The 21895-nt window shown below is 55.1% G+C and carries 18 protein-coding genes; 13 read left to right on the forward strand and 5 right to left on the reverse strand.

What is annotated here, in order from left to right:
• The first annotated feature begins 92 nt into the window (after positions 1-92).
• The 5 genes from ilvG (at position 93) to ilvA (ending at position 6398) form a co-directional block, all read left to right on the forward strand.
• Positions 93-1739 carry an acetolactate synthase 2 catalytic subunit gene (gene ilvG, locus ACMYSO_RS14645; protein WP_434665491.1) on the forward strand — a complete coding sequence of 549 codons (1647 nt, stop codon included), beginning with the start codon at positions 93-95 and terminating at the stop codon, positions 1737-1739.
• Positions 1736-1993: an acetolactate synthase 2 small subunit gene (gene ilvM, locus ACMYSO_RS14650; RefSeq protein WP_123758140.1), complete on the forward strand. Its 258-nt coding sequence runs from the start codon at positions 1736-1738 to the stop codon at positions 1991-1993. Before ilvG ends, ilvM begins: the two co-directional genes overlap by 4 nt.
• A 16-nt stretch (positions 1994-2009) precedes the next feature.
• Entirely contained in the window at positions 2010-2939 is a 930-nt protein-coding gene (gene ilvE, locus ACMYSO_RS14655; protein WP_434586915.1) for a branched-chain-amino-acid transaminase, read from the forward strand.
• A gap of 61 nt (positions 2940-3000) precedes the next feature.
• Complete coding sequence (gene ilvD, locus ACMYSO_RS14660; RefSeq protein ID WP_434586914.1) at positions 3001-4851, forward strand: dihydroxy-acid dehydratase; 1851 nt, start codon at positions 3001-3003, stop codon at positions 4849-4851.
• 2 nt (positions 4852-4853) lie between these two features.
• Positions 4854-6398 carry a threonine ammonia-lyase, biosynthetic gene (ilvA, locus tag ACMYSO_RS14665; protein WP_123758137.1) on the forward strand — a complete coding sequence of 515 codons (1545 nt, stop codon included), beginning with the start codon at positions 4854-4856 and terminating at the stop codon, positions 6396-6398.
• Here ilvA and ilvY read toward each other — a convergent pair.
• A complete protein-coding gene (gene ilvY, locus ACMYSO_RS14670) occupies positions 6395-7285 on the reverse strand; it encodes an HTH-type transcriptional activator IlvY (RefSeq protein ID WP_123758136.1) in 891 nt (296 codons plus the stop codon). The genes ilvA and ilvY overlap by 4 nt on opposite strands.
• A gap of 163 nt (positions 7286-7448) precedes the next feature.
• On the opposite strand from ilvY, the gene ilvC reads away from it, so the two are divergent.
• Positions 7449-8924: a ketol-acid reductoisomerase gene (gene ilvC, locus ACMYSO_RS14675; RefSeq protein ID WP_434586913.1), complete on the forward strand. Its 1476-nt coding sequence runs from the start codon at positions 7449-7451 to the stop codon at positions 8922-8924.
• Between the two features lie 122 nt (positions 8925-9046).
• Here the strand turns inward: ilvC and ppiC (ACMYSO_RS14680) are convergent, their stop codons facing one another.
• Together ppiC (ACMYSO_RS14680) and ppiC (ACMYSO_RS14685) are read right to left on the reverse strand one after the other, a co-directional pair.
• On the reverse strand, positions 9047-9328 hold the full coding sequence (gene ppiC / locus ACMYSO_RS14680; RefSeq protein WP_123758134.1) for a peptidylprolyl isomerase PpiC: 282 nt from the start codon (positions 9326-9328) through the stop codon (positions 9047-9049).
• 50 nt (positions 9329-9378) lie between these two features.
• Positions 9379-9660, reverse strand: a complete 282-nt coding sequence (gene ppiC, locus ACMYSO_RS14685; protein ID WP_434665493.1) for a peptidylprolyl isomerase PpiC — start codon at positions 9658-9660, stop codon at positions 9379-9381.
• Positions 9661-9772: 112 nt separating this feature from the next.
• Between ppiC (ACMYSO_RS14685) and rep the strand changes: the two genes are divergently transcribed.
• Positions 9773-11794 carry a DNA helicase Rep gene (rep, locus tag ACMYSO_RS14690; protein WP_434665495.1) on the forward strand — a complete coding sequence of 674 codons (2022 nt, stop codon included), beginning with the start codon at positions 9773-9775 and terminating at the stop codon, positions 11792-11794.
• Positions 11795-11866: 72 nt separating this feature from the next.
• On the opposite strand, the gene gppA is transcribed toward rep, so the two are convergent.
• A complete protein-coding gene (gppA, locus tag ACMYSO_RS14695) occupies positions 11867-13357 on the reverse strand; it encodes a guanosine-5'-triphosphate,3'-diphosphate diphosphatase (protein ID WP_434665498.1) in 1491 nt (496 codons plus the stop codon).
• A gap of 125 nt (positions 13358-13482) precedes the next feature.
• The gene (gene rhlB, locus ACMYSO_RS14700) at positions 13483-14748 is read right to left on the reverse strand and encodes an ATP-dependent RNA helicase RhlB (protein ID WP_123758130.1); all 1266 of its coding nucleotides are present in this window, start codon (positions 14746-14748) and stop codon (positions 13483-13485) included.
• Positions 14749-15091: 343 nt separating this feature from the next.
• Here rhlB and trxA point away from each other — a divergent pair, with 343 nt between their 5' ends.
• From trxA to wecC, 6 genes are all read left to right on the forward strand, one after another.
• Positions 15092-15421, forward strand: a complete 330-nt coding sequence (gene trxA / locus ACMYSO_RS14705; RefSeq protein ID WP_123758129.1) for a thioredoxin TrxA — start codon at positions 15092-15094, stop codon at positions 15419-15421.
• Between the two features lie 332 nt (positions 15422-15753).
• Positions 15754-17013 (forward strand): transcription termination factor Rho, encoded by a 1260-nt coding sequence (rho, locus tag ACMYSO_RS14710; RefSeq protein ID WP_002883293.1) that lies wholly within the window; start codon positions 15754-15756, stop codon positions 17011-17013.
• 240 nt (positions 17014-17253) lie between these two features.
• Positions 17254-18357: a UDP-N-acetylglucosamine--undecaprenyl-phosphate N-acetylglucosaminephosphotransferase gene (gene wecA, locus ACMYSO_RS14715; RefSeq protein WP_434586908.1), complete on the forward strand. Its 1104-nt coding sequence runs from the start codon at positions 17254-17256 to the stop codon at positions 18355-18357.
• 13 nt (positions 18358-18370) lie between these two features.
• Entirely contained in the window at positions 18371-19417 is a 1047-nt protein-coding gene (gene wzzE / locus ACMYSO_RS14720; RefSeq protein WP_434586907.1) for an ECA polysaccharide chain length modulation protein, read from the forward strand.
• Positions 19418-19460: 43 nt separating this feature from the next.
• Positions 19461-20594 (forward strand): non-hydrolyzing UDP-N-acetylglucosamine 2-epimerase, encoded by a 1134-nt coding sequence (wecB, locus tag ACMYSO_RS14725; RefSeq protein WP_434665500.1) that lies wholly within the window; start codon positions 19461-19463, stop codon positions 20592-20594.
• Positions 20591-21853, forward strand: a complete 1263-nt coding sequence (gene wecC / locus ACMYSO_RS14730; protein WP_434665502.1) for a UDP-N-acetyl-D-mannosamine dehydrogenase — start codon at positions 20591-20593, stop codon at positions 21851-21853. The genes wecB and wecC overlap by 4 nt, the downstream gene beginning before the upstream one ends.
• Positions 21854-21895 lie beyond the last annotated feature (42 nt).

The following is a 21895-nucleotide window of genomic DNA, read 5'->3' on the forward strand; positions in this document are numbered from 1 at the left end:
TTTTTTTATAACTTAAAAATGATGAGTGAGGAGCAGACAATGACTAACAGCATAAAATTCTGTTTCTTCCGATCTATGACGGGGAAGTAACTATGAACGGGGCACAGTGGGTAGTACATGCTTTGCGAACACAGGGAGTCGACACAGTTTTTGGCTATCCAGGTGGCGCGATTATGCCGGTTTACGATGCATTGTATGACGGCGGCGTGGAACACCTGTTGTGCCGGCATGAACAAGGCGCGGCCATGGCTGCAATTGGTTATGCCCGTGCTACCGGTAAAACTGGCGTTTGCATCGCGACATCAGGCCCAGGTGCGACGAACCTGATTACCGGTCTGGCAGACGCGTTACTGGACTCTATCCCCGTCGTAGCCATCACCGGCCAGGTCGCCGCGCCGTTTATCGGCACGGACGCTTTCCAGGAAGTGGATGTTCTGGGGCTGTCACTGGCCTGTACCAAACATAGTTTCCTGGTGCAGTCTCTGGAGGAGCTGCCGCGGGTGATCGCCGAGGCTTTCCAGGTCGCCAACTCAGGCCGTCCTGGCCCGGTTCTGGTTGATATCCCAAAAGATATTCAACTGGCAAAAGGCGAACTCGATCCCTGGTTCTCTACCGTCGATGATGATATCGCCTTCCCTCACGCCGAAGTTGAACAGGCTCTGCAGATGCTGGCTACCGCGCAAAAACCGATGCTGTACGTCGGCGGCGGTGTCGGTATGGCGCAGGCGGTTCCTGCTCTGCGTGACTTTATCGGCGCCACGCAAATGCCGGTGACCTGTACGCTGAAAGGCCTGGGCGCCGTTGACGCGGAATATCCGTACTACCTGGGGATGCTGGGGATGCACGGGACCAAAGCGGCCAATCTGGCGGTACAAGAGTGCGATCTGCTGATTGCTGTCGGCGCACGATTCGATGACCGCGTCACCGGGAAGCTGAACACTTTTGCTCCGCACGCTAAAGTCATCCATCTGGATATCGACCCGGCGGAACTGAACAAGCTGCGTCAGGCTCACGTCGCGGTGACGGGCGATCTGAATACGCTGCTGCCAGCGTTACAACGGCCGCTGGCGATTGATGCCTGGCGTCAGCATAACCAGGATCTGCGTGCCGAACACGCATGGCGCTACGATCATCCTGGCGACGGTATTTACGCGCCGCTGCTGCTCAAGCAGCTGTCCGATCGCAAACCGGCCGACAGCGTTGTAACCACCGACGTCGGCCAGCATCAGATGTGGTCAGCGCAGCACATGACCTACACTCGTCCGGAGAACTTTATCACTTCCAGTGGCTTAGGCACGATGGGCTTTGGCCTGCCGGCCGCGGTAGGGGCACAGGTTGCGCGGCCGAACGATACGGTTATCTGCGTCTCCGGTGACGGCTCCTTCATGATGAACGTTCAGGAGCTGGGTACTGTGAAGCGTAAACAGCTGCCGTTGAAAATTCTGTTGCTGGATAACCAGCGCTTAGGGATGGTTCGCCAGTGGCAGCAGCTGTTCTTCGAAGAGCGCTATAGTGAAACGACTCTGACCGATAACCCCGATTTTGTCACGCTGGCCAGCGCCTTTGGCATTCCAGGCCAGCACATCACCCGTAAAGACCAGGTTGAAGCGGCTCTCGACACCATGCTTTCGAGCCAGGGGCCATACCTGCTTCATGTCTCAATTGATGAACTTGAGAATGTCTGGCCGTTGGTACCGCCCGGTGCCAGTAATGCAGAAATGCTGGAGAAATTATCATGATGCAACATCAGGTCGCTTTACAGGCTCGCTTTAACCCGGAAACCTTAGAACGCGTGCTGCGCGTGGTACGCCACCGTGGTTTTCAGGTGTGTTCCATGAATATGGAAACCGCCGCAGACGCCAGCAACATAAATATCGAATTGACCGTTGCCAGCCAGCGTCCCGTCGAATTACTGTTTAGTCAATTAAGTAAGCTGGTCGACGTCGCCTGTGTCGAGATCCAGCAACCAACATCACAACAAATCCGCGCCTAAGCGCAAGGGAAGAAAAATGACGACGAAAAAAGCTGATTACATTTGGTTCAATGGCGAGATGGTTCCGTGGGGCGAAGCTAAGGTTCATGTGATGTCCCATGCGCTTCACTACGGTACTTCTGTATTCGAAGGCATCCGTTGCTACGACTCGCACAAAGGACCAGTGGTGTTTCGCCATCGCGAACATATGCAGCGTCTGCATGATTCAGCCAAAATTTACCGTTTCCCGGTCTCTCAAAGTATTGATGAGCTGATGGAAGCCTGCCGTGAAGTGATCCGTAAAAACGGCCTGACCAGCGCTTATATCCGCCCGTTGATTTTTGTTGGCGATGTGGGCATGGGCGTGAACCCGCCGGCGGGATACAGCACTGACGTGATCATCGCGGCGTTCCCGTGGGGAGCTTATCTTGGCGCAGAAGCGCTGGATCAGGGGATCGATGCGATGGTTTCTTCCTGGAACCGTGTCGCGCCAAACACCATTCCTACTGCCGCGAAAGCCGGTGGTAACTATTTGTCCTCGCTGCTGGTTGGCAGTGAAGCCCGTCGTCATGGCTATCAGGAAGGGATCGCCCTCGATGTGAACGGCTATATCTCCGAAGGCGCGGGTGAAAACCTGTTTGAAGTGAAAGACGGCATTCTGTTCACGCCTCCGTTCACCTCTTCCGCACTGCCGGGCATTACCCGTGACGCTATTATCAAGCTGGCAAAAGACCTGGATATCGAAGTCCGCGAGCAGGTGCTGTCCCGCGAATCGTTGTATCTGGCAGATGAAGTCTTCATGTCGGGCACGGCGGCAGAAATTACGCCGGTGCGTAGCGTTGATGGCATCCAGGTTGGCGAAGGCCGTTGCGGCCCGGTGACCAAACGTATTCAGCAAGCATTCTTTGGCCTCTTCACCGGTGAAACCGAGGATAAATGGGGCTGGTTGGATCAGGTTAACCAATAAGCATAAAAAGATGGGGCGACACGCAGCGCCCCATTTCACAGAAACTGGGAGTAACTAAAGCATGCCTAAGTACCGTTCCGCCACCACCACTCATGGCCGTAATATGGCGGGTGCCCGCGCGCTGTGGCGCGCAACCGGGATGACAGATGCCGATTTCGGTAAGCCGATTATCGCCGTTGTTAACTCCTTTACCCAGTTTGTTCCGGGTCACGTACACCTGCGCGATCTGGGTAAGCTGGTTGCAGAGCAAATTGAAGCCTCAGGCGGCGTTGCAAAAGAATTCAACACCATCGCAGTAGATGATGGGATCGCCATGGGCCATGGAGGTATGCTTTATTCACTGCCATCCCGTGAACTGATTGCCGATTCGGTGGAGTACATGGTCAATGCGCACTGCGCTGATGCTATGGTCTGTATTTCCAACTGCGACAAAATCACCCCGGGGATGCTGATGGCTTCCCTGCGCCTCAATATTCCGGTTATTTTCGTCTCCGGCGGCCCAATGGAAGCCGGGAAAACCAAGCTTTCTGACAAGATCATCAAGCTCGATCTGGTTGATGCAATGATCCAGGGGGCTGACCCGAAAGTCTCCGACGAGCAGAGTGAACAGGTTGAACGTTCCGCCTGCCCGACCTGCGGATCCTGCTCGGGGATGTTTACCGCCAACTCGATGAACTGCCTGACCGAAGCGCTGGGTCTGTCGCAGCCGGGCAACGGTTCCTTGCTGGCAACGCACGCCGACCGTAAGCAGCTGTTCCTTAACGCGGGACAACGCATCGTCGAGCTGACCAAACGCTACTATGAACAGGATGATGAATCCGCGCTGCCGCGTAATGTCGCCTGTAAAGCGGCATTCGAAAACGCCATGACCCTGGATATCGCCATGGGCGGTTCCACCAATACCGTACTGCACCTGCTGGCGGCAGCGCAGGAAGCAGAAATCGACTTCACGATGAGTGATATCGACAAGCTTTCACGCAAGGTGCCACAGCTGTGTAAAGTGGCGCCGAGCACGCAGAAATACCATATGGAAGATGTTCACCGCGCGGGCGGCGTGCTGGGGATCCTCGGCGAGCTGGATCGTGCCGGGCTGTTGAACCGTGACGTGAAAAACGTCTTAGGCCTGACTCTGCCGCAAACGCTCGATCAATACGATGTCATGCTGACCAAAGACGACGCGGTGAAAAAAATGTTTCGCGCGGGCCCGGCAGGTATTCGTACCACTCAGGCGTTCTCGCAGGATTGTCGCTGGGATACCCTGGATGACGATCGCGCTGAAGGTTGCATCCGCTCACTGGAACATGCTTACAGCAAAGACGGTGGCCTGGCGGTACTGTACGGTAACTTTGCAGAGAATGGCTGTATCGTGAAAACAGCCGGCGTGGATGACAGCATCCTGAAATTCACCGGGCCTGCCAAAGTCTACGAAAGCCAGGACGATGCCGTTGAGGCGATCCTCGGTGGCAAAGTGGTAGCCGGTGACGTCGTGGTTATTCGCTACGAAGGGCCGAAGGGTGGTCCGGGGATGCAAGAGATGCTCTACCCGACAACCTTCCTGAAATCCATGGGGCTGGGCAAAGCCTGTGCGCTGATCACCGACGGGCGTTTCTCCGGCGGCACGTCAGGCCTGTCGATTGGTCACGTCTCACCGGAAGCGGCCAGCGGCGGCAATATCGCGATTATCGAAGATGGCGATATGATTGCCATTGATATTCCAAACCGTGGGATCCAACTGCAGTTGAGCGATGCCGAGATTGCCGCACGTCGTGAAGCGCAAGAAGCTCGTGGCGATCGGGCGTGGACGCCGAAATCCCGTGAACGTCAGGTTTCCTTTGCACTTCGCGCCTATGCCAGCCTGGCAACCAGCGCCGATAAGGGCGCGGTACGCGATAAATCCAAACTGGGGGGTTAATCATGGCCGAGTCACAACCCCTGTCCGCCGCCCCTGAGGGGGCGGAATATCTCAGGGCGGTGCTACGGGCACCGGTCTATGAAGCAGCACAGATTACGCCGCTGCAGAAAATGGAAAAGCTCTCTTCGCGTCTTGATAACGTGATCCTGGTGAAGCGAGAAGATCGCCAGCCGGTGCATAGCTTCAAGCTGCGTGGGGCCTACGCGATGATGGCGGGGCTGACGGAAGCGCAGAAGGCGCAGGGCGTGATCACCGCGTCTGCGGGTAACCACGCTCAGGGCGTAGCGTTCTCCGCCTCGCGTCTTGGCGTGAAGGCGCTGATCGTGATGCCGGTTGCGACGGCGGATATCAAAGTCGATGCGGTGCGTAACTTTGGTGGTGAGGTCCTGCTGCACGGTGCCAATTTTGACGAAGCGAAAGCAAAGGCCATTGAGCTGGCGCAACAGCAGAACTTCACCTGGGTGCCGCCCTTTGACCACCCGATGGTGATTGCCGGGCAGGGCACGATGGCGCTGGAACTGCTGCAGCAGGATGCCCATCTGGACCGCGTTTTTGTTCCGGTTGGCGGCGGTGGTCTTGCCGCGGGTGTCGCGGTTCTGATCAAGCAGCTGATGCCGCAGATCAAGGTGATTGCGGTAGAAGCGGAAGACTCCGCCTGTCTGAAAGCCGCGCTGGAAGCTGGGCATCCGGTGGACCTGCCGCGCGTCGGGCTGTTTGCCGAAGGGGTGGCGGTGAAACGCATCGGAGACGAGACCTTCCGGGTTTGCCAGGAGTATCTCGACGATATCATCACCGTCGACAGTGATGCGATTTGCGCGGCGATGAAAGACCTGTTCGAAGATGTCCGTGCGGTAGCAGAACCGTCAGGCGCGCTGGCGCTGGCGGGGATGAAGAAATATATCGCTCAGCATGATATTCGCGGCGAACGGCTGGCACACGTGCTGTCCGGCGCCAACGTTAACTTCCATGGCCTGCGCTACGTTTCCGAACGCTGCGAGCTGGGGGAACAACGCGAAGCGCTGCTGGCGGTTACCATCCCGGAAGAGAAAGGCAGCTTCCTGAAGTTTTGCCAACTGCTGGGCGGGCGTTCCGTCACCGAGTTCAACTATCGTTTCGCTGATGCTCAGGATGCCTGTATCTTCGTTGGTGTCCGCCTCAGCCGCGGCCTGGAAGAGCGCAAAGAGATTCTTGATCTGCTGCGGGAAGGCGGCTATAGCGTGGTCGATCTTTCCGATGACGAAATGGCGAAGCTGCATGTGCGCTATATGGTCGGCGGGCGGCCGTCAAAACCGCTACAGGAGCGGCTGTTCAGCTTCGAATTCCCTGAGTCGCCAGGAGCGCTGCTTAAGTTCCTGCATACGTTAGGCACCCACTGGAACATCTCGCTGTTCCACTACCGCAGCCATGGGACCGACTATGGTCGCGTGCTGGCCGGCTTTGAGCTTGGCGATCATGAGCCGGATTTTGAAACCCGACTGCATGAGCTGGGCTATGACTGCCACGATGAAACGCATAACCCGGCATTTCGTTTCTTTCTTGCGGGTTAGTGGTTAGGCAACAGAGACCAGAACGCATCAATAAGCGGCTCATACAGCCGCTTTTTTTGTGCGCACACGCCCAGCTCAAACGGCGTTTTTTCATCACTACGCTCTAAAATCATCACGCGATTGCGTACCGGTTCCGGGCTGTTCTCCAGCACCACTTCCGGAATCAGGGCCACGCCGCAGCCCAGTGCGACCATCGAGACCATCGCCTCATGGCCACCCACGGTGGCGTAAATTGACGGATTGCTGATTTTTTGCCGCCGGAACCACAGTTCGATACGCCGACGCACCGGACCTTGATCGGCCATGATAAATGGCACCGTTGACCAGTCAGGGTTTTCGACCGAAATCTGGCTACGTACCGGGCAAGGTAAGGCCGGGGCTATCAGCACCACCGCCAGATTCTCCAGCATCGAAAAAGCCACCGCGCCCGGCAGCGTTTCCGGCTTGCCGGCGATCGCGAGGTCAGCTTCTCCCGTCACCACTTTTTCCATGGCGTCGGCAGCATCACCGGTGGTGAGCTTAATCTCTACCGAAGGGTGCTCGGCGCGAAAGCGGTCGAGAATAGGCGGCAGATGGCTATAGGCGGCGGTGACGGAGCAGAAAATATGCAGCTCGCCGGACAGCGACGGGCCTTGCTGATCGATGGTGTGGCGCAATTGCTGATATTGCAACAGCGTTTGCTGGGCAAACGTTCTCAGCTCTTCGCCCGCTTCGGTGAGCGTGACCGTACGGTTATCACGGACAAACAGCGCCTGACCAAGGTCTTCTTCCAGGCGCTGAATTTGCCGGGAAAGCGTCGAGGGACTGACGTGCATCGCCCGCGCGCTACGGCCAAAATGGCGGCTTTCCGCCAGATGCAGGAAGGTTTTCAGATCGCGTAAATCCACTGGCCGCACTCCACGATTTTACATTGCAGATATTGCAATGTGACGTTGTGAATATATCAATTTCCGCAATGAATTTCCTGTCATATAGTAAGTTCATTCTCTCTTGCCGCAATACGGCAAGCGAACCGAACAATAAGACAGTACAACATCACGGAGTATCACCATGGCTAACTACTTTAATACACTGAACCTGCGCCAGCAGCTGGCACAGCTGGGTAAATGTCGTTTTATGGCTCGCGACGAATTCGCCGATGGCGCCAGCTACCTTCAGGGTAAAAAAGTGGTCATCGTCGGCTGCGGCGCCCAGGGCCTGAACCAGGGTCTGAACATGCGCGACTCTGGCCTTGATATCTCCTATGCACTGCGTAAAGAAGCCATCGCTGAAAAACGCGCTTCCTGGCGCAAAGCGACCGAAAACGGTTTTAACGTCGGGACTTATGAAGACCTGATCCCGCAGGCTGACCTGGTGGTTAACCTGACGCCGGACAAACAGCACTCAGACGTTGTACGTTCCGTACAGCCGCTGATGAAAGACGGCGCTGCGCTGGGCTATTCTCACGGTTTCAACATCGTGGAAGTGGGCGAGCAGATCCGTAAAGACATCACCGTCGTGATGGTGGCGCCGAAGTGCCCAGGTACCGAAGTTCGTGAAGAGTACAAACGTGGTTTCGGTGTACCGACGCTGATCGCCGTTCACCCGGAAAACGATCCGAAAGGCGAAGGCATGGCTATCGCTAAGGCCTGGGCTGCGGCGACCGGTGGCCACCGTGCCGGCGTTCTGGAGTCCTCTTTCGTAGCGGAAGTAAAATCTGACCTCATGGGCGAGCAGACTATCCTGTGCGGTATGCTGCAGGCCGGTTCTCTGCTGTGCTTCGACAAGCTGGTGGCTGAAGGCACCGACCCGGCTTACGCAGAAAAACTGATTCAGTTCGGCTGGGAAACCATCACCGAAGCGCTGAAGCAGGGCGGCATCACCCTGATGATGGATCGCCTGTCTAACCCGGCGAAACTGCGTGCTTATGCGCTGTCCGAGCAGCTGAAAGAGATCATGGCGCCGCTGTTCCAGAAGCACATGGATGACATCATCTCCGGTGAATTCTCTTCCGGCATGATGGCTGACTGGGCTAACGACGATAAGAAACTGCTGACCTGGCGTGAAGAGACCGGTGCAACCGCGTTCGAAACCGCTCCGCAGTTTGAAGGTAAAATCGGCGAGCAGGAGTACTTCGATAAAGGCGTTCTGATGATCGCTATGGTGAAAGCAGGCGTTGAGCTGGCGTTCGAAACCATGGTTGATTCCGGCATCATTGAAGAGTCCGCTTACTATGAATCACTGCACGAGCTGCCGCTGATTGCCAACACCATCGCGCGTAAGCGTCTGTATGAAATGAACGTGGTTATCTCCGATACCGCAGAATACGGTAACTACCTGTTCTCTTACGCTTGCGTACCGCTGCTGAAAGAGTTCATGACCACACTGCAGACCGGTGATCTTGGTAAAGCGATCGCTGAAGGCGCGGTAGATAACGCCCAGCTGCGTGACGTGAACGATGCGATTCGTAACCACCCGATCGAATCAGTAGGCCACAAGCTGCGCGGCTACATGACTGATATGAAACGTATTGCTGTTGCGGGCTAACGCTTCGCTCTGAATACGATACGTCAATAAATAAAAAACCCGGCATGCGTCAGCGCTGCCGGGTTTTTTGTTTTTGCATCAATCATCGTGAACCGCTCTCAGGCAGAGTGGTTCGGTCGTTATTACTTGCGGTACAGGACTTTGATGATGTGATAGCCAAACTGGGTGTGCAGCGGGCCGGTTGGCTCCAGCTCTGGGCAGGAGAAGACTACTTTATCAAACGCCGGAACCATCTGGCCCTGACGGAATTCACCTAAATGGCCGCCTTTTTTACCTGACGGGCAGGTAGAGTGTTTTTTCGCCAGCTTCTCGAAATCGGCACCGTTTTTGATCTGCTCCAGCAGGTCGAGGGCCAGTTTCTCTTCTTTCACCAGAATGTGCATTGCTGCCGCTGTTTTTGCCATGATCGTGCCTTGATAAGTTGCTATGAATCAGACGGCAATATTAGCATGTGCTAGCGGCGATACAGCACCTTAATGATGTGGTAGCCGAACTTAGTTTTTACCGGCCCGTAGGGTTTTAGCAGCGGGCAACTGAAGACGGCGCTGTCGAATGGGCCAACCATGACGCCCTGGTTAAACTCACCAAGATCGCCACCATTGCGTCCTGACGGGCATTTTGAATAGCGTTTTGCCAGATGATCAAAACTCACGCCGCGTTCCAGTTTGGCGAGGATTTCTTGTGCCAGCTTTTCTTCTTTTACCAGGATATGCAGGGCTGCTGCGCTCTTTGCCATCGTTTTGCTCTCAGGATTATCGGTGTTGCTACCACTTTACCATTAGCCGGTAAATCTCCCCCCGGCTTTCTGCTACAATCCACACCCCGTTCGAAGATTGAGCAAGATTCCCATGCGTTTAAACCCTGGCCAACAACAAGCCGTCGAATTCGTCACTGGACCGTGCCTGGTGCTGGCGGGCGCCGGCTCCGGTAAGACCCGTGTTATCACCAATAAAATCGCGCACCTGATCCGCGGCTGCGGCTATCAGGCACGCCATATTGCGGCGGTGACCTTCACGAACAAAGCGGCGCGCGAAATGAAAGAGCGTGTCGGGCAAACGCTGGGACGCAAAGAAGCGCGTGGTTTGATGATCTCCACCTTCCATACCTTGGGGCTGGATATTATTAAGCGTGAGTACGCCGCGCTGGGGATGAAATCTAACTTTTCGCTGTTCGATGATACCGACCAGGTCGCCCTGCTCAAAGAGCTGACCGAGGGGCTGATCGAAGAAGATAAAGTGGTACTGCAGCAGCTGATCTCGACGATCTCGAACTGGAAAAACGATCTGCAAACGCCGGCGCAGGCCGCCGCAAACGCGAAGGGTGAACGGGAACGGATCTTTGCCCACTGCTACGGGCTGTATCACGCGCATATGAAAGCCTGTAACGTGCTGGATTTTGACGATTTGATCCTGCTGCCTACTTTGCTGTTGCAGCGCAACGAAGAGGTGCGCGAACGCTGGCAGAATAAGATCCGCTATCTGCTGGTGGATGAGTATCAGGATACCAACACCAGCCAGTACGAGATGGTGAAGCTGCTGGTTGGGCAGCGCGCGCGGTTTACCGTGGTGGGCGATGATGACCAGTCGATCTATTCCTGGCGTGGCGCGCGCCCGCAGAACCTGGTGCTGCTGAGCCAGGACTTCCCGGCCCTGCAGGTGATTAAGCTAGAGCAGAACTACCGTTCTTCCGGACGCATACTGAAAGCGGCCAACATCCTGATCGCCAACAACCCGCATGTCTTTGAAAAACGCCTGTTTTCCGAACTGGGGTATGGCACAGAGCTGAAAGTCCTCTCGGCGAACCATGAAGAGCATGAAGCGGAGCGGGTGACCGGGGAATTGATTGCCCATCACTTTATCAACAAGACGCAATATAAGGATTACGCAATCCTCTACCGCGGTAACCATCAGTCGCGGGTCTTTGAAAAGATGCTGATGCAGAACCGCATCCCGTACAAAATCTCGGGCGGCACGTCGTTCTTCTCCCGACCAGAGATCAAAGATCTGCTGGCCTATCTGCGGGTGCTGACCAACCCAGATGATGACAGCGCCTTCCTGCGCATCGTCAATACACCGAAGCGTGAAATCGGCCCGGCAACGCTGCAAAAGCTGGGCGAGTGGGCGATGACCCGCAATAAGAGTTTGTTCACCGCCAGTTTCGATATGGGCCTCACCCAGACGCTCACCGGTCGCGGATACGATGCGCTCACCGGCTTTACGCAGTGGCTGGGCGAGATTCAGCGCTTGGCAGAAAGTGACCCGATCGTGGCGGTACGCGACCTGATTCGCGGGGTGGATTATGAATCCTGGCTGTATGAGACCTCCCCGAGCCCGAAAGCGGCAGAAATGCGCATGAAAAACGTCAACCAGCTGTTTAGCTGGATGACGGAGATGTTGGAAGGTAGCGAAATTGACGAGCCAATGACCCTCACTCAGGTGGTCACCCGCTTCACGCTGCGCGATATGATGGAGCGCGGCGAGTCAGACGAAGAGTCGGATCAGGTGCAACTGATGACCCTGCATGCCTCGAAGGGGCTGGAATTTCCCTATGTTTACCTGGTGGGCATGGAAGAGGGGTTGCTTCCCCATCAGAGCAGCATCGATGAAGATAACGTTGATGAAGAGCGCCGACTGGCCTACGTCGGGATCACCCGCGCGCAGAAAGAACTGACGTTTACGCTGTGCAAAGAGCGGCGCCAGTACGGAGAACTGGTACGCCCGGAGCCAAGTCGATTTTTGCTGGAGCTACCGCAGGATGACCTGATCTGGGAGCAGGAGCGCAAAGTGATTACTCCGGAAGAGCGGATGCATAAAGGACAGGCCAACGTCGCTAATATTCGGGCCATGCTGGCAAAAGCGAAAGGTAAGTAACAGGACAGGGTGTTCCCGGTGATGTGCACCGGGGACATTTTATCATTGCCGCCGTTTCAGGATTCGGCGGAGTTAAGCCACTTCCAGCGGCCAGTGGACATAGCTTTGCCACTGGCACTCTTGTTCCACCATCTCCCGACCCAGTGGATGGCTTTCCAGCCATTCGTCCGGTAGCGTCAGCATCAGTTTCTCACCGTCGACCGTCAGCCCAATGGCGGGCAGAAGATCGTCGCGACGGCGGCTGGCAAACAGGATCGCCAGACGCAGCAAGCGACATAAATGCTCTGCCACTCGCGGCTTCACCGCATTTTGCTGGTGGAGCGAAGAGAGGTCGATGGCGCTGGTTTGATTCAGTAATAACGTGGCGAGCAGCTTTTTTTGTGCCGGGGTGAAGCCGGGCAGATCAAGGTTGCTCACCAGATAGGCAGCATGCTGGGGCGCGCGTTTAAAATCCACGCTCAGGCCGATTTCATGTAGCGCGCAGGCGCTGGCCAGCAGCTCGCGGCTCAGTGATTCCAGCTCCCAGCTGTCGTCCAGCTGATTCACCAGATGGGCCGCAAGATGGGTCACCCGCTGGGCCTGCTCGGTATCGATCATAAAGCGGCGCTGAATATTGCGCAGGGTTCGACTGCGAATATCCTGATCGACGGACAGATGCAGCATGCCGTAGACCAGACCTTCACGTAGCGCGCCGCCCGCGAGGGTCATACACTGAATATTCAGTTCGCTGAAGATGGCAATAAGAATGGCCAGACCGCTTGGAAAAACCAGCGCACGCTCTAAGGTCAGGCCTTCGATTTCCAGCTCTTCCAGGCGCCCGCACTGGATCGCCCGCTGTTTGAGCTGCTGCAGTTTGGCTAAGGTGATGCGTTCATCCATTCCCTGCGCCATCATGATTTCCTGCAGCGCCTGCACGGTACCGGATGCGCCAACGCACACTTTCCAGCCGTGGTAGTTCAGGGTGTCAGTAATCGGGCGCAGAACCTCGCGTGCGGCATCTTCTGCGAGTTCGAAGTTTTCTTTCGTCAGGTTACGATCGGCGAAGTAGCGTTCCAGCCAGGTCACGCACCCCATCGACAGGCTAAAGAGCGACGTGGTCTGTGCGCCTGTGCCGGTCACCAGTTCGGTACTGGCACCGCCGATATCGACCACCAGTCGGCGATCTTCACCGCCAGTGGTATGCGCCACGCCTTGATAGATCAGACGTGCTTCTTCTTCACCGCTAATCACCTGCACCGGACAGCCGAGGATTTCCCGCGCCTTCGCTAAAAACTCATCGGCGTTGACGGCCAGGCGTAACGTGGCGGTTGCCACCACGCGAATTTGAACCGGAGGGATGTCCTGCAGGCGTTCGGCAAACAGGCGCAGGCACTGCCATCCACGCTCCATCGCGTCTGCGGAGAGCGCATTATCACTGTTCAGGCCAGCGGCCAGACGCACTTTGCGCTTGATGCGGCTGAGCGTCTGGATGCTCCCGGCCACCTCGCGTACAACCAACATATGAAAGCTATTAGAACCAAGATCGATAGCTGCATAAAGCGAGGTGGAACTCATACACTTCATCCTTCACGTTGCCTCTGGGTTGACGGCGTTCTCGCGCCCGAATCACTTACCTGTGTAAGCGCATCGGGATTCACTCTCTTGCCGCCTTGATGCATCCTGAAGGATTTTGTGTATGGCATAAATCTTTAACCTGAACGACGACGGTTACGAGGCGGACCATTGCGACGCGGGCCATTACCTGTGCGTGGGCGCGACAGGCGCAGCGGCTTAGGCAAGTCGGTCATGAGTGCGTCCGGGTTGTACTTGCTGACCGGAATTGAATGACCGGTGTAAGTCTCAATCGCCGGCAGGTTCAACGCGTACTCTTCACAGGCCAGGCTGATGGAGTGACCACTGGCGCCCGCACGACCGGTACGACCGATACGGTGAACGTAATCTTCGCAGTCGTCCGGCAGGTCAAAGTTAAAGACGTGCGTAACGGCTGGGATATGCAGACCACGTGCAGCAACGTCTGTCGCCACCAGAATGTCGATATCGCCACGTGTAAAATCTTCAAGAATACGCAGGCGTTTTTTCTGTGCGACGTCGCCGGTTAACAGGCCAACACGATGGCCGTCTGCGGCCAGATGACCCCAGATATCTTCACAACGGTGTTTGGTGTTAGCGAAAATAATCGCGCGGTCCGGCCACTCTTCTTCCAGCAAGGTCTGTAGCAGACGCATTTTTTCTTCGTTGGAAGGATAGAACAGCTCTTCTTTAATACGGTGACCCGTTTTCTGTTCCGGCTCGACTTCAACATATTCGGCGTTGTTCATCTGCTCAAACGCCAGTTCGCGGACGCGGTAAGAAAGGGTAGCGGAGAACAGCATGTTCAGACGCTGGTTGGTTGGCGGCATACGACGGAACAACCAACGGATATCTTTAATAAAGCCGAGATCGTACATGCGATCGGCTTCATCCAGTACGACCACCTGGATTGCACCAAGGTTAATGTGATTCTGTTTTGCGTAATCGATCAGACGACCGGTCGTGCCGATCAGAATGTCGACGCCGCTTTCCAGGACTTTCAGTTGCTTATCGTAGCCGTCGCCGCCATACGCCAGACCCAGCTTCAGGCCCGTCGCCTGTGCCAAAGGTTCTGCGTCAGCGTGAATCTGTACCGCCAGCTCACGCGTTGGTGCCATGATCAGCGCGCGCGGTTGGTTGACCTGGCGGTCTTCTTTAGCCGGGTGAGTGAGAAGATAATGAAACGTTGACGTCAGGAACGCCATTGTTTTACCGGTACCGGTTTGCGCCTGCCCGGCGACATCACGACCTTCCAGTGTCAGTGGAAGTGCGAGAGCCTGAATGGGCGTACAATTATGAAAGCCTTTCTTTTCAAGGGCTTCAATCACTGCCGGGTGCAGGGCGAAGTCGGAAAACTTCTGTTCTGTTAAATGTGTTTTGCTCATAGTGTGGTAGAATATCAGCTTACTATTGCATTAAGAAAGCGTATCCGTTGAAATAACGTCAACCTTTCGTTGGCTATACGCGAAATGACTTAGGCTGCATCTGCGGCAACCGAATGAATCCTCGAAAGCTTAGACTACTCAGCGAGCCGAGGGGGATTAATCTACCCGAAACGGGTTGATGACGGTTTGTTTTGGCGCCTGCACGATGAAGTCCATGAGGGACCGGGTCGTACAGACGTCAGTATAAAGAGGCATCCTGCAGATTAACGTGTATAACGTAGCATCGGCACGTCGTTGATGTCTGCGACACCAACACACCAGGCTTATTCCTGTGGAGTTAAATATGAGCGATAAAATTATTCACCTGACTGACGACAGTTTTGACACGGACGTACTCAAGGCTGACGGGCTAACCCTCGTCGATTTCTGGGCAGAGTGGTGCGGTCCGTGCAAAATGATCGCCCCGATTCTGGATGAGATCGCTGAAGAGTATCAGGGCAAACTGACCATTGCTAAACTGAACATTGATCAGAACCCGGGTACTGCGCCAAAGTATGGCATTCGCGGCATCCCAACCCTGCTGCTGTTTAAGAACGGCGAAGTCGCGGCAACGAAGGTTGGCGCACTGTCTAAAGGCCAACTGAAAGATTTCCTCGACGCCAACCTGGCGTAAGCGGTTTGCCATTCCGGCGTCCGGGGCCCTATTTTTAGCGGAACTCTGGACGCCCGGCTAGAGTCGTGCTAAGTTAACTTCAGACTTCGTTTTAAACATACCTTTATTGTTTGAATCTTGTTTTACCCAAAGCATCCCGCAGCAATGCGCGAGAAGCTACAAATTCCGGGCTTATCACTCTTTCCGTTTGTCGTTCCAGCTCTGCGTTCTTTCCTGTGACCAGGCAACGTACAGGCACGAGATGAAGGCCGTTAACAGGCATGGAAGTTCCTGCCATACCATTCACAACATTAAGTTCGAGTTCTACCCCGAGTTTAAGAACCCACACCATTATGAATCTTACCGAATTAAAGAATACGCCGGTTTCTGAGCTGATTACTCTCGGCGAAAATATGGGGCTGGAAAACCTGGCCCGTATGCGTAAGCAGGATATTATTTTTGCCATCCTCAAGCAGCATTCGAAGAGTGGCGAAGATATCTTTGGCGATGGCGTACTGGAGATACTGCAGGATGGATTTGGTTTCCTCCGCTCCGCAGACAGCTCCTACCTCGCCGGTCCCGACGACATCTACGTATCCCCTAGCCAAATCCGCCGTTTCAACCTCCGAACTGGTGACACCATTTCCGGTAAGATTCGTCCTCCTAAAGAGGGTGAGCGTTACTTTGCACTGTTGAAAGTTAACGAAGTTAACTACGACAAGCCGGAAAATGCGCGCAATAAGATCCTGTTCGAGAACTTAACGCCGCTGCACGCCAACTCTCGTCTGCGTATGGAGCGTGGTAACGGTTCTACTGAAGACTTAACCGCTCGCGTACTGGATCTGGCTTCGCCGATCGGTCGTGGTCAGCGTGGTCTGATTGTCGCGCCGCCGAAAGCGGGTAAAACCATGCTGCTGCAGAACATTGCGCAGAGCATCGCGTACAATCACCCCGACTGCGTGCTGATGGTGCTGCTGATCGACGAACGTCCGGAAGAAGTGACCGAGATGCAGCGTCTGGTTAAAGGTGAAGTTGTTGCTTCGACCTTTGACGAACCGGCATCCCGCCACGTTCAGGTTGCCGAGATGGTTATCGAGAAGGCGAAACGCCTGGTTGAGCATAAGAAAGACGTTATCATTCTGCTCGACTCCATTACCCGTCTGGCGCGTGCCTACAACACCGTGGTCCCGGCATCAGGTAAAGTGCTGACCGGTGGTGTGGACGCCAACGCCCTGCACCGTCCGAAGCGTTTCTTCGGTGCTGCACGTAACGTTGAAGAGGGCGGTAGCCTGACCATCATCGCGACGGCCCTGATCGATACCGGTTCCAAAATGGACGAAGTTATCTACGAAGAGTTTAAGGGCACCGGTAACATGGAACTGCACCTCTCTCGTAAGATTGCTGAAAAACGCGTCTTCCCGGCTATCGACTACAACCGTTCCGGTACCCGTAAAGAAGAGCTGCTCACCACTCAGGAAGAGCTGCAAAAGATGTGGATCCTGCGCAAAATCATCCATCCAATGGGTGAAATCGACGCGATGGAGTTCCTCATCAATAAGCTGGCGATGACCAAAACTAACGATGACTTCTTCGACATGATGAAGCGTTCGTAAGTTAACAAAGCCAAAAAAACGCCACGCAACCGCGTGGCGTTTTGTTTTTGGGATTTGTATGATCCAGGAAGGGAAAACAAAACGTGTATTATCGTATGATTAGCGTACCGCTCCAGGCAGAGACAACTTTAACAGACTAAAATATATACAATAAATTTGTAATGTTCTGCTTTACCCCTTCAGGAGTTGAGACATCGTCGTTATACTTCCCGGATTAACCATGCTGAGAGCACATGTGTTGTGAATTTACTCACTGCTATTACTGAATTAATCAGTATTTTTTTATTCACTACCCTTTTTATTTTTGTTGCTCGCAAAGCGGCAAAAAAAGTCGGGTTAGTGGATAAACCTAACTATCGAAAACGGCACCAGGGTTTGGTTCCGTTAGTGGGTGGCATCTCAGTTTACGCCGGCATTTGTTTTACCTTTGCTATCGCCGATTATTACATTCCCCATGCCTCCTTATACCTGGCCTGCGCTGGGATCCTTGTGTTGGTGGGGGCGCTGGATGACCGGTTTGATATCAGCGTAAAAATTCGTGCGGTTATCCAGGCCGCCATTGCCGTCGTGATGATGACGGCAGGAAACCTGCATCTGAGTAGTCTGGGCTTTATCTTCGGCTCGTGGGAGCTGGTCCTTGGCCCGTTTGGTTTCTTCCTCACCCTCTTCGCCGTGTGGGCGGCGATCAACGCGTTTAATATGGTCGATGGCATCGACGGCCTGCTCGGTGGTCTGTCCTCGGTCTCCTTCGCCGCCACCGGTATTATTCTGTGGTTCGACGGCCAGTACAGTCTGGCAATGTGGTGTTTTGCGATGATAGCCGCCATTTTGCCCTATATTTTACTGAACCTCGGCGCTCTTGGCCGTCGTTATAAAGTCTTTATGGGTGATGCTGGCAGCACCATGATTGGCTTCACCATTATCTGGATTCTGCTGGAAACTACCCAGGGCAAAACGCACCCGATCAGCCCAGTGACCGCGCTGTGGATTATTGCGATTCCGCTCATGGATATGGTGGCGATTATGTATCGTCGCCTGCGTAAGGGGATGAGTCCGTTCTCTCCGGACCGCCAGCACATTCATCATTTGATCATGCGTGCCGGGTTTACTTCCCGGCAAGCGTTTGTACTGATTACTCTGGCAGCGGCAATACTGGCGCTGGTGGGCGTGGCGGCGGAATACACCCGCATCGTTCCTGAATGGGTGATGTTAATCCTCTTTTTATTGGCCTTTTTCCTTTATGGCTACTGCATTAAACGCGCATGGAAAGTGGCGCGACTGGTTAAACGCATCAGACGTAGAATTCGGCGGCACAGCGGCAATAATCCAAAATTAACCAAGTAGAACTGGGGACGTGATGACTCAACCATTACCGGGAGCACAAGCAGTGAACGTTGAGAATGAGCTGGATATTCGCGGGCTGTTTCGCGCCTTATGGGCAGGAAAAATCTGGATAGTCGGCATGGCCGTGCTATTTGCGCTGATCGTTCTGGTTTATGCCTTCTTTGCTCGCCAGGAGTGGAGTGCAACGGCGATAACCGATCGGCCCACCGTCAATATGCTGGGTGGCTACTATTCTCAGCAGCAGTTCTTACGCAATCTGGATATCAAAGCCAATCTTGTGCCGGTCGACCAGCCTTCGGCGATGGATCAGGCCTACAAAGAGTTCATCATGCAGCAGGGCTCCTGGGATACCCGCCGCGATTTTTGGTTGCAGACGGATTACTACAAGCAGCGTCAGTCGGGCAATGCCCGGGCCGATGCCGCGCTGCTGGATGAGCTGATCAATAACATTCAGTTTATGCCCGGCGACCCGCTGAAAAACGTTAACGACAGCGTGAAGCTGACGGCGGAAACCGCACCGGATGCCAATAATCTGCTGCGCCAGTACGTCGCGTTCGCCAGCCAACGTGCAGCAGGGCATCTGAACGATGAACTGCGCGGCGCCTGGGCGGCACGTACCGTACAGATGAAAGCGCAGGTGAAACGCCAGGAGGAAGTGGCGCGCGAAATTTTCAACCGCCGCACCCACAGCGTGGAAGAGGCGTTGAAAGTTGCACAGCAGCACAATATTTCCCGTAGCGAAACGGATGTTCCGGCGGACCAGCTTCCGGATTCCGAACTGTTTTTACTCGGCAGGCCGATGCTGCAGGCACGACTGGAAAATTTGCAGGCGGTTGGTCCGGAATACGATCTCGACTATGACCAAAGTCGTGCCATGCTGAATACGCTCAACGTAGGGCCAACCTTAGACCCACGTTTTCAGACTTACCGGTATTTGCGTACGCCGGAAGAACCTGTAAAACGTGATAGCCCGCGGCGTGTATTCCTTATGGTGATGTGGGGAATCGTAGGGGCGCTCATTGGCGCAGGCGTTGCATTATCGCGTCGCCGGGTCCAGTGATGAAGGGCAAATGGACTTCATCACCTAATCGAAGAGAATCGATGTGAAAGTACTAACGGTATTTGGCACAAGACCCGAAGCCATCAAAATGGCACCTCTGGTTCACGCACTGGCAAAGGATCCTCACTTTGAGGCCAAAGTGTGCGTCACCGCGCAGCATCGCGAGATGCTCGATCAGGTGCTAAAACTTTTTTCTATTGTTCCGGATTATGACCTCAATATCATGCAGCCAGGTCAGGGCCTGACTGAAATTACCTGCCGCATCCTCGAGGGGCTGAAGCCGGTTCTGGAGTCGTTTAAACCCGATGTCGTGCTGGTTCATGGCGATACCACCACGACAATGGCCGCGAGCCTGGCTGCTTTTTACCAGCAGATCCCGGTCGGGCATGTTGAAGCCGGTCTGCGTACTGGCGACCTGAGCTCACCCTGGCCAGAAGAAGGCAACCGTACGTTGACCGGGCACCTGGCGACCTGGCACTTCGCGCCAACGGAAACTTCGCGGGAAAACCTGCTGAAGGAAAACATCGCGCCGGGCCAGATCACGGTGACCGGTAATACGGTGATCGACGCGCTGTTCTGGGTTCGCGATCGGGCGCTGGGCGATGAAGCGCTGCGTACTACGCTGATGCAGCGTTACCCTTTCCTGGCGAATGGTAAGAAGATGATTCTGGTCACCGGCCACCGCCGGGAGAGCTTCGGTCGTGGGTTTGAGCAAATCTGCCAGGCGCTGGCAGAGATTGCCGCCAGCCATCCCGAAGTACAAATTGTCTATCCGGTTCACCTGAACCCGAACGTCAGCGAGCCGGTAAATCGTATTCTCGGCCACGTGGATAACGTGATTTTGATCGAACCGCAGGATTACCTGCCGTTTGTCTGGCTGATGGATAACGCCTGGCTGATCCTCACCGACTCAGGCGGCATTCAGGAAGAAGCGCCCTCTCTGGGGAAACCGGTGCTGGTGATGCGCGACATGACGGAGCGTCCGGAGGCGGTAGCCGCAGGCACCGTGCGTCTGGTCGGGACCGACCGTCAGCGCATCGTTGCTGAAGTCATGCATTTGCTTAAAGATGATGCCGCATATCAGGCCATGAGCCGGGCGCATAATCCTTATGGCGATGGCCAGGCATGTCACCGTATTTTGTCCGCACTTAAAAATAAAAATCAGGTAACGCTATGAGTTTTTCTACCATTTCAGTGATTGGCCTCGGGTACATTGGCTTGCCAACCGCTGCCGCGTTCGCCTCCCGGCAGAAGCGGGTGGTCGGCGTTGATATTAATCAACATGCCGTGGAGACCATTAACCGTGGGGAGATTCATATCGTTGAACCGGATCTGGCGAGCGTCGTCAAAACGGCGGTCGAGCAGGGCTATTTAAGCGCCACGACCACGCCGGTTGCGGCGGATGCCTACCTGATTGCGGTTCCTACGCCGTTTAAAGACCAGCACGAGCCGGATATGGTTTTTGTGGAGTCGGCGGCGAAATCTATTGCGCCGGTGCTGCAGAAAGGGGCGCTGGTGATTCTGGAGTCGACCTCTCCGGTAGGGGCTACCGAACAGATGGCCGCCTGGCTGGCGGAAATGCGCCCGGATCTGAGTTTCCCGCAGCAGGCCGGTGAAGCGGCGGACGTTAATATTGCCTACTGCCCGGAGCGTGTTCTGCCGGGGCAGGTGATGGTCGAGCTGATTAAAAATGACCGTGTTATCGGCGGTATGTCACCGGTGTGTTCTGCACGCGCTAGCGAACTGTACAAAATCTTCCTTGAAGGCGAGTGCGTGGTGACCAACTCCCGCACCGCTGAGATGTGTAAGCTGACCGAAAACAGCTTCCGCGACGTCAATATTGCCTTTGCGAACGAACTGTCGCTGATCTGCGCCGAGCAGGGGATTAACGTCTGGGAGCTGATTCGCCTGGCGAACCGTCATCCGCGCGTCAATATCCTGCAGCCGGGCCCGGGAGTTGGCGGGCACTGTATTGCGGTCGACCCGTGGTTTATCGTGGCGCAAAACCCGCAGCAGGCGCGACTCATCCGCACCGCCCGTGAAGTCAACGATCATAAGCCTGACTGGGTTATTAGCCAGGTGAAAGCACAGGTCGCGGATTGCCTGGCAGCCAGCAATAAGCGCGCCAGCGAACTAAAAATCGCCTGCTTTGGCCTGGCGTTTAAGCCAAACATCGACGATCTGCGTGAAAGCCCGGCGATGGCTATCGCGAAGCAAATTGCCCATTGGCACAGCGGTGACACCTGGGTGGTTGAACCGAATATTCACCAACTGCCGAAGCAACTGGATGGCCTGTGTTCGCTGGCCTTGCTTGAGGATGCGTTAGCCGGTGCCGATGTGCTGGTGATGCTGGTGGACCATAATGAGTTTAAAGCCATCAGCGGCGACAGCGTGACGCAGACCTATATTGTCGATACCAAAGGGGTATGGCGGTGAGTCTAATGTTGGTCAGCGACACCCGTCCGCGTTGTCTTTCTG

The sequence above is a fragment of the Klebsiella sp. B345 genome, assembly GCF_051131735.1.
Taxonomy (GTDB): Bacteria; Pseudomonadota; Gammaproteobacteria; order Enterobacterales; family Enterobacteriaceae; genus Klebsiella.